Annotated in this window: 6 protein-coding genes; all 6 read left to right on the top strand. The window is 76.7% G+C overall.

Features of this window, described 5'->3' with window-relative positions; translation table 11 throughout:
• Positions 1-4 precede the first annotated feature (4 nt).
• The 6 genes from ddaH to AB2U05_RS30210 all read left to right on the top strand — a co-directional run bounded on the left by ddaH (position 5) and on the right by AB2U05_RS30210 (position 15,876).
• Positions 5-847 (top strand): dimethylargininase, encoded by an 843-nt coding sequence (gene ddaH / locus AB2U05_RS30185; protein WP_045704959.1) that lies wholly within the window; start codon positions 5-7, stop codon positions 845-847.
• Positions 844-1,854 carry a TauD/TfdA family dioxygenase gene (locus AB2U05_RS30190; protein ID WP_369184829.1) on the top strand — a complete coding sequence of 337 codons (1,011 nt, stop codon included), beginning with the start codon at positions 844-846 and terminating at the stop codon, positions 1,852-1,854. Before ddaH ends, AB2U05_RS30190 begins: the two co-directional genes overlap by 4 nt.
• Positions 1,847-3,649 carry an amino acid adenylation domain-containing protein gene (locus tag AB2U05_RS30195; protein ID WP_369184830.1) on the top strand — a complete coding sequence of 601 codons (1,803 nt, stop codon included), beginning with the start codon at positions 1,847-1,849 and terminating at the stop codon, positions 3,647-3,649. The genes AB2U05_RS30190 and AB2U05_RS30195 overlap by 8 nt, the downstream gene beginning before the upstream one ends.
• Complete coding sequence (locus AB2U05_RS30200; RefSeq protein ID WP_369184831.1) at positions 3,646-4,461, top strand: thioesterase II family protein; 816 nt, start codon at positions 3,646-3,648, stop codon at positions 4,459-4,461. Before AB2U05_RS30195 ends, AB2U05_RS30200 begins: the two co-directional genes overlap by 4 nt.
• Positions 4,462-4,570: 109 nt before the next feature.
• Entirely contained in the window at positions 4,571-7,798 is a 3,228-nt protein-coding gene (locus tag AB2U05_RS30205; protein WP_369184832.1) for an amino acid adenylation domain-containing protein, read from the top strand.
• Positions 7,795-15,876, top strand: coding sequence for an amino acid adenylation domain-containing protein (locus AB2U05_RS30210; protein ID WP_369184833.1), 8,082 nt, complete (start codon positions 7,795-7,797; stop codon positions 15,874-15,876). The genes AB2U05_RS30205 and AB2U05_RS30210 overlap by 4 nt, the downstream gene beginning before the upstream one ends.
• Position 15,877: the final 1 nt, after the last annotated feature.

Below are 15,877 nucleotides of genomic sequence, written 5' to 3' on the forward strand. Positions count from 1 at the left end.
CACCATGTCCGCACAGCACCCCGCCCGAACGGCCACCGCCCGGCACTACCTGATGTGCCGTCCGACGTACTTCACCGTCGACTACCGGATCAACCCCTGGATGGACCCCGCCAAGCCCGTCGACACCGCGCTGGCCGTGCTCCAGTGGGAGCGGCTGCGCGAGCTCCACCGGAGCCTCGGCCACACCGTCGAGCTGATCGAGCCGATCCCCGGCCTGCCCGACATGGTCTACGCCGCCAACGGCGCGACCGTCCACGACGGCCGGGTCCTCGGCGCCCGCTTCCGGCACCCGGAGCGGGCCGCGGAGGGCCCCGCGTACGAGCAGTGGTTCCGCGACGCCGGCCACGCCGTGGTGAAGACCGCCGAGTACGTCAACGAGGGCGAGGGCGACTACCTGGTCGTCGGCGACCGGGTGCTGGCCGGCACGGGCTTCCGCACCGAGCCCGCCGCGCACGCCGAGGCCCAGGAGCTCTTCGGCGTCCCCGTCACCGGCCTGACGCTCGTCGACCCGCGCTTCTACCACCTCGACACCGCGCTCGCCGTGCTCGGCGACGAGATCATGTACTTCCCCGGGGCCTTCTCGCCCGCGAGCCGCCGGGTGCTGCGGGAGCTCTACCCCGACGCGATCGTCGCCGACGAGGCGGAGGCGCTGGTCTTCGGCCTCAACGCCGTCTGCGACGGCCGGCACGTCATCCTCCCGCAGGCCGCGACCACCCTGGCCGCCAAGCTGGCCGCGCGCGGCTACGAGCCGATCGGCATCGACCTGTCCGAGCTCCTCAAGGGCGGCGGCAGCGTCAAGTGCTGCACCCTGGAGATCCGCCACGCCTCCGCCGGCGGCCCGCGATGACCGGGTGCTGGACGTTGGAGCCCGGCCGCCCCGCCACGCTCACGGCGCCGCCCGTCACGGACCTCGCGGACGCCCTCGCCTGGCTCGACACCGCGCACGCGGAGCTGCGCGCCGGGCTGCGGGAGCACGGCGCCGTGTACCTGCGCGGCCTGCCCGTGCACGGCGTGGACGACTTCGCCCGCGTCCGCGACCTGCTGCTGCCGCAGCCCACCCCCTACCGGGAGAAGGCCACGCCCCGCAGCGACTTCGGCGCCGGCGTCTACTCCTCCACCGACCTGCCGGCCGCCCAGGCGATCGCCCCGCACAACGAGAACAGCTACACCCTCACGTTCCCCGGGCTGCTGCTCTTCGGCTGCCTGACCGCCCCCGAGGAGGGCGGCGCCACCCCCGTCGCCGACTGCCGCCGCGTCCTGCGGGCCCTGCCCGCGCACCTGGTGGAGCGGATGCGGACCCAGGGCTGGCTGCTCAGGCGCGCCTACTCCGAGCACATCTCCACCGACTGGCGCTCGGCGTTCGCCACCGACAGCCCGGCCGAGGTGGAACGCTACTGCGCCGAGAACCTCATCTCCTGCGCCTGGGACGAGGACGGCAACCTGCGCACCGCCCAGCTGCGCCCCGGCATCGTCCGCCACCCCGCGACCGGCGAGGAGGTGTGGTTCAACCACCTGGCGTTCTGGAGCCGTTGGTCGCTGGACGAGGAGATCCGGGACACCCTCGTCGAGGAGTTCGGCCACGACGGCCTGCCCTTCGACACGGCCTTCGGCGACGGCCCGCCGCTCACCCGGGACGACCTGGACGCCGTCCGCGCCGCGTACGAGGCGGCCACCGTGCGCCGGGCCTGGGAGGCGGGCGGCCTGCTGCTCGTCGACAACGTCCTGGCCGCCCACGGCCGCGACCCCTTCCGCGGCGACCGGCGCATCGTGGTCGCGATGGGCGCCCCCGTGGACATCGCGCACTGCGGCCCCACCGTCGAACCCGCCGCCGGGGCGGTGCGCTCGCATGGCTGACCCGCGTCAACTGCCGCCGCCCGCCGACCCGGTGGCCCGGTTCCGGCTGACCGCCCGGGCCACCCCGGAGCGTCCGGCCGTCATCGGGCCGGACGGCACCCTCGACTTCGCCGAACTGGACGCCCGCACCGCCGACCTCGCCGCCCGGCTGCGCGCCCTGGGCATCGGGCGCGGCGACCGGGTCGGCGTGAGCCTGCGCCGCGGCGTCGACTGGGTGACGGCCCCGCTCGCGGTCTGGCGCGCGGGAGCGGCCTACGTCCCCCTCGACCCCGCCTACCCGCACCAGCGGCTCGGCGAGCTCGCCGCCGACGCGGACCTGCGCGCGCTGGTGAGCGACGACGCGGCGCCCGGCTGGCTCAGCGGCGTGCCGGTCCTCGCCCCCGGAGCCCCCGGCGGCACGGGCGGCACCGGCGGCACGGGCGCGTCGCCCCTGGCCCCGGTCGAACCGACCGCCCTCGACCCGGCGTACGTCATCTTCACCTCCGGCTCGACCGGCCGCCCCAAGGGCGTCGAGGTCGGCCGGGGCGCCGTCGCCGCGCTCGTCGACGGCCTGGAGCGGCGCGGCGTGTACCCGGCCGGCCCCCGGGTCGTCGCCTGGAACGCGAGCATGTCCTTCGACGCCTCCGTCCAGCAGTGGGTCCGGGTGTGCCGCGGCGACACCCTGGTCGTCCTCGACGACGAGGACCGCACCGACCCCCACCGGCTGGCCGCGCTGCTGGCCGAGCACGAGGTCACCGACCTCGACCTCACCCCCTCCCACTGGGACGCCCTGGCCGCCGGGCTGCTGCCGGGGACCGCGCCGCGCCGCGGGCTGCGCCTGCTCATCGGTGGCGAGCCGATCCCGCCGCGGATGTGGCGCACGCTCGCCGAGGCCGGCGCCGAGGGCCGGATCGAGGCGTTCAACCTGTACGGGCCCACCGAGGCCACCGTCGACGCCACGGCCGCCCGCGTCGAGGGCGACGGACCGCACCTCGGCGAACCGCTGCCGCAGGTCCGGGCGTACGTGCTGGACGGCGCGCTGCGCCCGGCCCCGGACGGCACCGCCGGTGAGCTGCACCTCGCCGGGCCGGGCCTGGCCCTCGGCTACGCGGGCCGGCCGGCGCTCACCGCCGAGCGCTTCGTCGCCGACCCGTTCGCCGCGGACGGCTCGCGGATGTACCGCACCGGCGACCTGGTCCGCCGCGGCGCCGGCGGCGCCCTGGAGTTCCTCGGCCGGACCGACCGGCAGGTCAAGGTCCGCGGGTTCCGGGTCGAGCTCGGCGAGATCGAGGCGGCCCTGCGCTCCTGCGCCGGGGTGGCCGCCGCGGTGGTGACGGTGCGCCAGGTGGCGGGGGAGCCCGCCCTCGTCGCGCACTACGTGCCCGCCACGGGTGCGGCGCTGACGGCGGACGGCCTGCGCGAGCACACCGCGGCCGCGCTGCCCGGCCACCTGGTGCCCTCCGCGTTCGTCGCGCTGGACGCGCTGCCGACGACCGTCAACGGCAAGGTCGACCTGCGGGCCCTGCCGGAGCCCGAAGCCGCGACGGACCGTTCCGGCCCGGGCCCCGACGCTCCCGGCGGCGAGATCGAGGAACTGATCGCCGGGGTCTGGTCGGAGGTCCTCGGCCGCGACGGGATCCGCCCCGACGACGACTTCTTCGCCCTCGGCGGCCACTCCCTGGTCGCGCTGCGCGTCGTCGCCCGGCTCCGCAAGCGGCTCGGCATCGTGCTGCCGACGAAGGACATCTACCGGCACCCGCGCCTGCGCGACCTCGCCGAGCACGCCGCCGCGCTGCGCGACGGGAGGACGGCATGAGCGGGCGGAGCGCGCCGGGCGGCGCGCCCGACACCGCGCTGGTCGCCCTGCACCGGGCCGAGGGGGCCCGGCGGGCCCTGGTGTGCCTCGGCTTCTGCGGCGGCGGCACGGCCGCCTACCACGCGTGGGCCGCCGGGCTGCCGCCCGCCACCGACCTCCTCGCCGTCTGCTACCCCGGCCGCGAGGGGCGGTTCGCCGAGGACTTCGCCGACAGCTGGGACGCCCTCGCCGAGGACAGCGCCCGCGCCGTCCGCGCCGTCGCGGCGACCGACGCCCCGTACGTCCTGTTCGGGCACAGCATGGGCGGCTGGATGGCCTTCGACGTGGCCACCCGGCTCGCGGCGGCGGGCGACCGGCTGCCGGAGGCCCTGGTGGTGTCCTCGTGCAACGCCCCGGACCGCGGCCTGACCGAGCGCGACCGCTTCCCGGCCCAGGCCGACCCGGACGACGGCCTGCTCGGCTGGATGAGCACCCACGGGCTGCTGCCCGCGCACGTCCTCGGCGACGAGGACCTGACCGAGATGGCCGTCGAGCTGATGCGCGCCGACCTCAAGGTCCGCGACACCTTCGGCTACTCCGGGGCGCGGACCACCGTCCCCCTGCAGGTCTTCTCCGGCGCGGACGACCCGGTCGTCGGCGACGACGCCGGGGCCCGCTGGGGCACCCTCACGACCGCCGCCCACCGGCACGACGTGCTGCCCGGCGGCCACTTCTACACCCCCGAGGTCTGGCGGGCCCTCCCGGAGCGCATCGCGGCGCTCGGGGCCCCGGCCCCGGCCCCGGCCCCGTCCACGGCCGGCCTGAGCGGCTGACCGGCGGCGCCCGACCGACCCGGGCGCCGCGCCCCGCCGCTCCCCGCTCCCCGCCGCCCGCGCTCCTCGATCCGCCGGCCGACCGGCCCGCTTCCGAAAGTGATGTGACATGCCCATCGACCAGCACGACGACGCCCCCACCGACCGCCCCGTACGGCCCGGGGCCGGCGGCGACCGGGAGGAGGCCCCGACCGGCCTGCGCCTCGTCGAGGCGTTCGAGCGCCAGGCCGCCCGCACCCCGCACGCCACCGCCGTCGTGGCCGGGGACACCCGGCTGACCTACCGGGAGCTCAACACCCGGGCCAACCGGCTGGCCCGGCTGCTCGTCGAGCACGGCGCCGCGCCGGAGCGGTTCGTGGCCGTGGCCGTCCCGCGCTCGGCGGACACCGTGGTGGCCCTGCTGGCCGTCCGGAAGGCCGGCGCGGCCTACCTGCCGGTCGACCCGGAGCACCCGGCCGCCCGGATCGCCCTCACGCTGGCCGACGCCGCCCCGCGGCTGGTGCTGACCACCCGGGCGGCCGCCGGCGCCCTGCCCGCCGCCGAGGACGGCCCCCGCCGGATCGTCCTGGACGGCCCGGAGTGCCGGCAGCTGTCGGCGGACCACCCGGGGGCGGAAGGCCCGGGGGCGGAGGACCTCCGGCTGCCGTGCGACCCCCGGCACCCCGCGTACGTCATCCACACCTCCGGCTCCACCGGCCGGCCCAAGGGCGTCGTCGTCCCCGCCGGCGCGCTGGACGCCTTCCTCACCGACATGACCGCCCGGTTCCCGCTGACGGCCGAGGACCGGCTGGTCGCGGTGACGACGCTGTCCTTCGACATCGCCGCCCTGGAGGTCTTCCTGCCGCTGGTCTCCGGCGCCGCCGTGGTGCTGGCCGACCGGGACGTGGTGCGCGACCCGGCGGCGCTCGCCGCCCTGGTGGCCTCGGCCGGCGGCACCGTCGTGCAAGCCACCCCGTCGCTGTGGCGGCTGCTGCTGACGCACGCCCCGGAGGCGCTGCGCGGGCTCCGGATGCTGGTCGGCGGCGAGGCGCTGCCGGCCGACCTGGCCGCGAGGATGACCGCGACCGGCAGCGAGGTGACCAACCTGTACGGGCCGACCGAGACGACGATCTGGTCCACCGCGGCGCGGCTCGGCGAGCCGGCAGCCGAGCGGGCGGGCGAGCGCCCCGCCGCCCCGCCGATCGGCCGCCCGCTGCGCGGCACCCTGGTCCACGTCCTGGACGAGGCCCTGCGCCCCGCCGCCCCCGGGGCCACCGGCGAGCTCTACGTCGCCGGGGCCGGCCTTGCCCGCGGCTACCTGGGCCGGCCGGGCCTGACGGCCGAGCGCTTCGTCGCCGACCCGTTCGGCGCGCCCGGCAGCCGGATGTACCGCACCGGCGACCTCGCGCGCCGGACGGCGGACGGCGACCTGGAGTACCTGGGCCGCAGCGACCAGCAGGTGAAGGTGCGCGGCCACCGGATCGAGCCCGGCGAGATCGAGGCCGCCCTCGCCGAGCACGACCGGGTCGCCCAGGCCGTCGTGGTGGCCCGCGAGGACACCCCCGGCGAGCCGCGGCTGGTCGCCTACGTGGTGCCCACCGGCCGGGCCGAGCGCGACGAGGCGAGCGAACTCCGGCAGGTCCAGGAGTGGTTGACGGTCTACGAGGACGTCTACCGGGACGAGGCGACCGCGGGCGAGTTCGGCGAGAACTTCGCCGTCTGGACCAGCGTCTACGACGGCACCCCCATCCCGCTGGAGCAGATGAACACCTGGCGGGGCCACATCCTGGACCGCGTCCGCGCGCTCGAACCGCGACGGGTCCTGGAGCTCGGCGTCGGCAACGGCCTCATCCTGGCCCACCTCGCGCCGCACTGCGAGGCGTACTGGGGCACCGACTTCTCCGCGGAGGTCATCGACGGGCTCCGCGCGGGCCTCGCCGGGCAGCCGCACCTGGCCGGGAAGGTCGAACTGCGGGCCCAGGCCGCCGACGTGGTCGACGGCCTGCCGCAGGACTACTTCGACACCATCATCCTCAACTCCGTCCTCCAGCACTTCCCGAACGCCGACTACCTGGTGGAGGTCGTCGAGCGGGCGATCGGACTGCTCGCCCCCGGCGGCCGGCTCTTCGTCGGCGACGTCCGCAACCTGCGGCTGCACCGCTGCCTGATGACCGCCGTCGAGCTGCACCGGCGCGGCGGCGCGGAGGGCCTGGACGCGGTGCGCCGCGCGGTCGAGCAGGCCCTGGTCATGGAGAAGGAACTCCTGGTCGACCCCGACCTGTTCGTGGCCTTCGGCGAGCGCTCGGCGCAGGTGGCGGCCGTCGACATCCAGCTCAAGCGGGGCCGCTACCACAACGAGCTCTCCCGCCACCGCTACGACGCGATCCTGCACAAGCACCCCCGGGCGCCGCTCGCCCCGGTCGAGGAGACCGTGCTGCGCTGGGGCGCCGACCTCGCCTCCGCCGAGCAGGTGGCCGACCACCTCGGCACCCACCGCCCGGCCGCGCTGCGCGTCACCGGGGTGCCGCACCTCGGGCTCGCCGGCGAACTGGCCGCGCTGCGGCTGCTGGACGCCGGCCAGGACGCCGGCGCCGTCCTGGCCGCGCTGCGCGGCGAGGTGCCGCTGGACGGCGTGGACGCCGAGGAGTTGTACCGGGTGGGCGAGCGGCTCGGCTACCGGACGGCCGTCACCTGCGGGGCCGCCGCCGACACCGGCGCCATGGAGGCGCTGTTCGTCGACGCCGCCGGCTCGGGCCGCACCGACGCGGTGGCCGACCCGGTGCCCGCCTACCGCCGCACCGGGCCGGACGGCGCCCCGCTCACCGCGTACGCCAACGACCCGGCCGGCTCCCGGCAGGTGGGCTCGCTGGTCTCCGCGCTCCGCGAGCACCTGCGCGACCGGCTGCCGGAGCACCTCGTCCCCGCCGCCTTCGTGCCGCTGGAGGCCCTGCCGCTCACCCCGAACGGCAAGCTCGACCGCAAGGCCCTGCCCGCGCCGGACCTGCGCGCCGGCACCCCGGGCCGCGCGCCGAGCACCCCGCGCGAGCAGCTGCTGTGCGCCCTCTTCGCCGAGGTGCTCGGCCTCGCCTCGGTCGGCGTCGACGACTCCTTCGTCGAGCTCGGCGGCGACAGCATCATCTCCATCCAACTTGCCTCCAGGGCCCGGGAGTCGGGGCTGGTGATCACCCCTCGTGAGATCTTCCGGCACCGCACCGCCGAGGCGCTCGCGCAGATCGCGGGCACGGCCGGCGGCGACGACGCGCCGGAGCCCGCACCGGCGGAGGAGGACCTGCCGGTGATCGACCAGGACGAGTTCGACGAGATCGTGCGCGGCATCGACGGGGGGACGTGGGCATGAAGCAGCAGCCGGACATCGAGGGCATCCTGCCGCTGACCCCGCTCCAGGAAGGGCTGCTGTTCCACACGCGGCTCGACCACGAGCAGGGCGGCCTGTACATCGACCAGTACGTCATCGAGCTGCGCGGCGAGCTCGACGCGGCGCGGCTGAAGGCGGCCGCCGCCGCCCTGACGGCCCGCCACCCCGCGCTGCGGACCGGGTTCACCCACCGCCGCAGCGGCGAGCCGGTCCAGGCCGTCCACCGGGACGCCCCCGTGGCCTGGCGCGAGGTCGACCTGCGCGGGCCCGGCGCCGGAGCGGCCGAGGCGCGGGCCGACGAACTGGCGGACCAGGACCGGGCGCTCGGCGTGGACCTCGGCCGGCCGCCGCTGCTGCGCCACACCCTGGCCACCCTGGCCCCCCGGCACCACCGGCTGATCGTGACGGCCCATCACATCGTGGTCGACGGCTGGTCGTTCACCATCCTCTTCGACGAGCTGTTCGCCCTGTACGCGCAGGAGTCGGACGGGCCGGCCGTGGAGGCCGCCCTGCTGCCCCCGGCCCGCCCGTACCGCGACCACCTGCGCTGGCTGGCCGGACGGGACCGGCCGGCCGCCGACCGCGCCTGGCGCACCACCCTGGCCGGACTCCAGGACCCGACCCTGCTCGCCCCGCCCGGCAGCGCCGCGACGCCCCCGGCGCCGGCGGCGGACGGGACCGTCGTGGTCCCGCTCGCCGAGGCCACCGGCGCGGCCCTGGTGGAGCGCGCCCGCCGGTCCGGGGTGCTGCTCAGCAGCGTCTTCCAGGCCTCCTGGGCGGTCGTGCTCGGCGAGGCCACCGGCCGCGACGACGTGGTCTTCGGCTGCACCGTCAGCGGGCGCAGCCCCGAACTCCCCGGCGCCGACCGGATGGTGGGCCTGCTCATCAACACCGTCCCGGTCCGCGCCCGGCTCGCCCCGGGCCTGACCCTGCGCGCCCTGGGCGAGCAGCTCCAGGACCAGCGGATGGGGCTCCTGGAGCACGACCACCTCGCCCTGACCGACGTCCAGCGCACCGCCGGCCTCCCGGGGCCACTGTTCGACACCAACGTGGTCATCGACAACTTCCCGGTGAACACCTCCCCGGCGCTGCCCGGCCGGGACCTCGACGTGTCCATCCGGTTCCGGGACACCCCGACGCACTTCCCGCTCACCCTGGTCGTCGAACCGGGCGCCCGACTGGAAGTGCGGCTGAACCACCGCGGCGAGCTCGTCGACCGGGCCCAGGCGCAGCGGCTCGCCGCCCGGCTGGCCCGGCTGCTGGAGCAGTGGGCCGCCGACCCCGGCCGCACCCTCGGCGAGCTCGACCCGCTCGACGGGGACGAGCGCGAGCGCGTCCTGCGGGCGTGGAACGACACCGCGCGGCCGCTGCCGCACACCACCCTGCCGGAGCTGTTCGAGGCCCAGGCCGCCCGCACCCCGGACGCCACCGCCGTGGTCTTCGCCGACGAACGCCTCAGCTACGCCGAGCTGGACGCCCGGGCGAGCGCCCTGGCCGGCCGGCTGACGGCCCGCGGCATCGGCCCCGAGGACGTCGTGGCCGTGGCCGTGCCGCGCTCGGCCGACCTCGTCGTGGCCCTGTACGGGGTGCTCAAGGCGGGCGCCGCCTATCTGCCGATCGACCAGGGGCAGCCCGCGCAGCGGATCGCGGGCATGCTGGCCGACGCGGCGCCCGCCCTGCTGATCGCCACCGGCGAGGCGGGGCGCGCCCTGCCGCCGGGCCCGGTCCCGAGGCTCCTCATCGACGAGCCGGACGAGCCGGACGGGTCGGAGGGGCGGGACGGCCCGCCGCGCCGCACCCCGCTCACCCCGGACCACCCGGCCTACCTGATCTTCACCTCCGGCTCGACCGGCCGCCCCAAGGGCGTCCTGGTCCCGCACGCGGCCGTCGTCAACCGGCTGCTGTGGATGCAGGAGGAGTACGCCCTGACCGCCGACGACCGCGTCCTGCAGAAGACCCCGAGCGGCTTCGACGTGTCGGTGTGGGAGTTCTTCTGGCCGCTGATCACCGGCGCCGCGCTCGTCGTCGCCGAGCCGGACGGCCACAAGGACCCGGCCTACCTCGCCGCCCTGATCACCCGGGAGGCCGTCACCACCGCCCACTTCGTCCCCTCGATGCTCGGCGCCTTCCTCCAGGAGCCGGCCGCCCGCGCCACCGCGGGCACGCTGCGCCGGGTCGTGTGCAGCGGCGAGGCCCTGCCCCCGGAGACCCAGGCGGCGTTCTTCGACACCCTCGGCGGCGTGGACCTGCACAACCTGTACGGGCCCACCGAGACCGCCGTCGACGTGACGCTGTGGCCCTGCCGCCCCGACCCGGCGGCGAGCACCGTCCCGATCGGCCGCCCCGCCGCCAACACCCGGGCCTACGTCCTCGACGGCCGGCTGCGACCGGTGGCCCCCGGCACCACCGGCGAGCTCTACGTCGCCGGCGTCCAGCTGGCCCGCGGCTACGTCGGCCGGCCGGGCCTGACCGCCGAGCGCTTCCTCGCCTGCCCGTTCGAGCCCGGCGCCCGGATGTACCGGACCGGCGACCTGGTGCGCTGGACCGGCGACGGCGTCCTGGAGTTCCTCGGCCGCGCCGACGACCAGGTGAAGATCCGCGGCTTCCGGATCGAACTCGGCGAGGTGGGCACCGCCGCCGCCCGCTGCGCCGGCGTCGCCCGGGCCGCCGCCGTCGTCCGCGAGGACCGGCCCGGCGACCGGCGCCTGGTCGCCTACGTGGTGCCCGCCCCCGGCGCCGACCCGCGGCCCGACCGGCTGCGGAAGGAACTGGCCGAGGCGCTGCCCGAGCACATGGTGCCGTCCGCCGTGGTCGTCCTGGACGCCCTCCCGGTGACCGCCAACGGCAAGCTGGACCGCGCCGCCCTGCCCGTCCCGGACCACGGCGCCGCCCGCGCCGGCCGCCGGCCCCGGCCCGGCCGCGAGGAGATCCTCGCGGGCCTGTTCGCCGAGGTGCTGGGCCTGCCGGAGGTGGGCGCCGAGGACGACTTCTTCGCCCTGGGCGGCAACTCGCTGCTCGCCATGCGACTCGTCACGCAGGCCCGCCGGGCCCTGGGCGCCGAGCTCGGCATCCGCGAGGTGTTCGCCGACCCCACCGTCGCCGGGCTGGCCGCCCGGGTTGACGGCGGGCGGCGGGCGCGGCCCCCGCTGCGCCCCATGCCGCTGCCCGAGGAGCTGCCGCTGTCCTTCGCCCAGCACCGGCTGTGGTTCCTCAACCGCCTCGAAGGCCACACCTCGGACTACCACTGCACGCTGCGGACCGCGCTGCGCGGACGGATCGACCTGGACGCCCTGCGCGCCGCGCTCGGCGACCTCGTCACCCGCCACGAGACGCTGCGCACGGTCTACCCCGAGTCCCCGGACGGGCCCCGCCAGACGGTGCTGCCCGCCGACGCCTGGCCCGGCCTGACCGTCGTCGACCGCCCGGAGCCGGACCTGGCCGCCGCGGCCGCCGACGCCGCCCTGCGCGCCTTCGACCTCGCCGCCGAGGCCCCCTTCCGGGCCACCCTGCTCCGTGCGGGCCCGGAGGAGCACCACCTGGTGCTCGCCGTCCACCACATCGCCACCGACGGCTGGTCGTGGGAGCCGCTGCTGCGCGACCTCGCCGCCGCCTACGAGGCCCGGCAGGCCGGCCGGCCCCCGCAGTGGGCGCCGCTGCCGGTGCGGTACGTGGACTACGCGCTGTGGCAGCGGGAGCTGTTGGGCGGGGAGGGGGATCCGGAGAGTCTGCTGAGTCGCCAACTGGCTTTCTGGCGGGGGGCGTTGGCGGGTGTGCCGGTGGAGCTGGCGTTGCCGTTCGATCGTGCGCGGCCGGCGGTGGCGAGTTATGCGGGGGCGTCGGTGCCGGTGGTGCTGGATGCCGAACTGCACGGCCGGTTGGCGGGGTTGGCGCGGGAGTGCGGTTGCACGCTGTTCATGGTGCTGCGGGCTGGTCTGGCCGTGCTGCTGTCGCGGCTCGGCGCCGGTACGGACATTCCGATCGGTACGCCGGTGGCGGGGCGTGCGGACGAGGCGTTGGACGAGCTGGTCGGGTTCTTCGTCAACACCCTGGTGCTGCGTACCGATCTGTCGGGGGACCCGGGGTTCGCCGAGGTGCTGGCCCGGGTGCGGGAGGCGGACCTGGCCGCGTACGAGCACCAGGACGTGCCCTTCGAGCGCGTGGTGGAGGCGCTCAACCCCGAGCGCTCGCTCGCCCGCCACCCCCTCTTCCAGGTGATGATGACCCTGGAGAGCGGCCCCGCCCCGGCCCTGGAGCTGCCCGGCCTCGCGGCCGAGCCGCTGCCGGTCGGCTGGGACACCACGAAGTTCGACCTGACCGTCGACTTCCGGGAGCACCGCAGCGCCGAAGGCGCGCCCGCCGGGATCGGCGGCGCACTGGAGTACCCGACGGACCTCTTCGACCGGGAGACCGCCGAGGCGATGGCGGCGAGCCTCGTCCGGGTGCTGGACCAGCTGGCCGCCGCCCCGCGCCGCCCGGTCGGCGAGACGGACCCGCTGTCCGCCGAGGACCGCGAGCGGATCCTGGTCCGCTGGAACGGCGCCGCGCTGCCCGTCCCCGACGCGACCCTCCCGCAGCTGTTCGAGGCCCAGGCGGCGCGCACCCCCGGGGCCACGGCGCTCGTCCACCGGGGCACCGCCCTGACCTTCGCCGAACTCGACGCGCGGGCCGACCGCCTGGCCGGCGCCCTGGCCGAGCACGGCGCCGGGCCGGACAGCCTCGTCGCGCTGGCGCTGCCGAGGTCCGCCGAGTCGATCGTGGCCCTCCTCGCCGTCCTCAAGGCCGGCGCGGCGTCCGTCCCCGTCGACCTGGAGTACCCGGCGGAGCGCATCGCGCTGCTCCTGGCGGACGCGGCGCCGACCGTGGTCGTCACCGACTCCGCCACGGCCGCCGCGCTGCCGCACGTCCCCGGCGCCCGACAGGTCCTCGCCGACGACCCGGCGGTCGCGGCCCGGCCGGCCGCCCGGCTCGGCCGCACCGTCCGGCCCGGCGACGCGGCGTACGTCATCCACACCTCCGGCTCCACCGGCCGGCCCAAGGGCGTGGTCATCGACCACGCGGGCCTGCGCAACCTCTACACCCACCACCGGGCCGGCCTGATGACCCGGGCCGAGCGGTCCCGCGGCGGCGAGCGCCGGATGCGGGTGGCCCTGACGGCCTCGCTCTCCTTCGACACCTCCTGGGAGGGGCTGCTGTGGATGGTCGCCGGCCACGAACTGCACCTCATCGCCGATGACGTCCGCCGCGACGCGGGCGCCATGGCCCGGCACATCGCCGAGACCGGCATCGACGTCCTCGACGTCACCCCCACCTACGCCGAACAGCTCATCGAGGAGGGCCTGCTGACCGACCCGCGCCACCGGCCCCGGGTCCTCCAGATCGGCGGCGAAGCGGCCGGCCCGGCCCTGTGGGCGCGGGTCAGGGAAGCGGACGACCTGATCTGCTACAACATCTACGGCCCGACCGAGTGCACCATCGACGCCCTGTGGTGGGACACCGCGGACAGCGGACGGCCCCTGGTCGGCGTGCCGCTCGCCAACACCCGCGGCTACGTCCTGGACGCGGCGCTGCGGCCGGTGCCGGACGGCGTCGAAGGCGAACTGTACGTCGGCGGAGCCCAGTTGGCCCGCGGCTACCTGGGCCGCCCGGCGCTCACGGCGGAGCGCTTCGTGGCCTGCCCCTTCGTGCCCGGGGAGCGCATGTACCGCACGGGCGACCTCGTCCGACGCGGACCCGGCGGCGCCCTGGAATTCCTCGGCCGCGCCGACGACCAGGTCAAGATCCGCGGCTTCCGGATCGAACCCGGCGAGGTCGAGGCCGCCCTGGCGCGGCTGCCGGACGTGGCGCAGGCCGCCGTGGCCGTCCGGGAGGACGGCCCGGGCGGGCCGCGGCTGGTGGCGTACGCCGTGCCGGTGGCGGGCCGCGAGCCGGACGCGGCGGCCCTGCGCCGGGGGCTGGCGGCCGCGCTGCCGGCCCACCTGGTGCCGTCCGCGGTGGTCGTCCTGGACGGCTTCCCGCTCACCCCGAACGGCAAGCTGGACCGGGCCGCGCTCCCGCGCCCCGATCACCCGGCGGCAGCCGCGGCGCGCGCACCGCGCACCGCACGGGAGGAGATCCTCGCCGGGCTCTTCGCCACCGTGCTGGGCCTGCCCGAGGTGGGCGTCGACGACGGCTTCTTCGACCTCGGCGGACACTCCCTGCTCGCCACCCGCCTGATCTCCCGGGCCCGGACGGCCCTCGGCGTCGAGGTGAGCCTGCGCGACCTGTTCCAGGCGCAGACCCCCGCCGCGCTCGCCGAGCTCACCCGGGCCGCCGACCGCGCCCGCCCGGCGCTGCTGCGGCGCGAACTCCCCGACCACCCGCCGCTGTCCTTCGCCCAGCACCGCCAGTGGTTCGTCCACCAGGCCGAGGAGCGGGCCGCCCACCACAACATGCCCTTCGCCGTGCGGCTGCGCGGCGCCCCGGACCGCACCGCCCTCGCCGCCGCCCTGGCCGACGTCGTCGCCCGGCACGAGGTGCTGCGCACCCTGTTCCCCGAGGTGGACGGCCGGCCGGTGCTGCGCGTCCTGCCCCCGGAGCAGGCCCGCCCCCGCCTCCTCGTCGAGGAGATCGAGGAGATCGAGGAGGTCGAGGGCGCCGACGAGGCGCGGCTGGGCGCGGCGCTGGCGGCGGAGGCCGGCCACCGCTTCGACCTGGCCACCGAAATCCCCCTGCGGGCACGGCTGTTCCGGCTGGGGGAGGAGGAGCACGTGCTCCTCCTGGTGCTGCACCACATCGCCTCCGACGGCTGGTCGATGGAACCCCTCCTGAAGGACCTGACGCGGGCCTACGCGGACCGGGTGCGGGGGAACGCCCCCAGCTGGGCGCCGCTGCCGGTGCGGTACGTCGACTACGCGCTGTGGCAGCGGGAGCTGTTGGGCGGGGAGGGGGATCCGGAGAGTCTGCTGAGTCGCCAACTGGCTTTCTGGCGGGGGGCGTTGGCGGGTGTGCCGGTGGAGCTGGCGTTGCCGTTCGATCGTGCGCGGCCGGCGGTGGCGAGTTATGCGGGGGCGTCGGTGCCGGTGGTGCTGGATGCCGAACTGCACGGCCGGTTGGCGGGGTTGGCACGGGAGTGCGGTTGCACGCTGTTCATGGTGCTGCGGGCTGGTCTGGCCGTGCTGCTGTCGCGGCTCGGCGCCGGTACGGACATTCCGATCGGTACGCCGGTGGCGGGGCGTGCGGACGAGGCGTTGGACGAGCTGGTCGGGTTCTTCGTCAACACCCTGGTGCTGCGTACCGATCTGTCGGGGGACCCGGGGTTCACCGAGGTGCTGGCCCGGGTGCGGGAGGCGGACCTGGCCGCGTACGAGCACCAGGACGTGCCCTTCGAGCGCGTCGTGGAGGCGCTCAACCCCGAGCGCTCGCTCGCCCGCCACCCCCTCTTCCAGGTCATGCTCCAACTCCAGAACGGCGCCGACGCCACCCTCGCCCTGCCCGGGCTGGCCGCCAGCGCCCAGCCGGTCGCCTTCGACGCCGCCAAGTTCGACCTCACCCTCGACCTGGCCGAACGCCACGGCAGCGACGGAACCCCGGCCGGCCTGCACGGCGAACTCACCTACGCCACCGAGCTGTTCACGCCGGAGACCGCGCGGCACCTGGCCGCCGGCCTCGAAACGCTGCTCGGCCGCGTCGCCGCCGAACCCACCCGGCCGCTCAGCACCGTCGACGGACTGCCGTCCCCGCGCCCGGCCGTCCGGGCCGCCGACCGGGCCGCCGACCGGGCCGCCCCGGCAGCAGCGCCCGGGCCACGACCGGACGGGGCCGGCGGGGCCGCGACCGTGCAGGCCCTGTGCGCGCTCTTCGCCGAGGTCCTCGACGTCGAATCCGTCGCCCCCGACGACAACTTCTTCGTCCTCGGCGGGCACTCCCTGCAGGTCACCAGGCTCGTCAGCCGGGTCCGGGCGGAGCTCGGCCTGGAGCTGCGCATCCGCCAGGTGTTCGAGAGCGCCACCCCGGCCGGCCTCGCCGCCCGCCTGACCACCGCCCCGAAGGCGCGCCCCGCGCTGCGCCGCTCGTCGGTCTGAC

The sequence above is a fragment of the Streptomyces sp. Y1 genome, assembly GCF_041053115.1.
Taxonomy (GTDB): Bacteria; Actinomycetota; Actinomycetes; order Streptomycetales; family Streptomycetaceae; genus Kitasatospora; species Kitasatospora rubellomurina.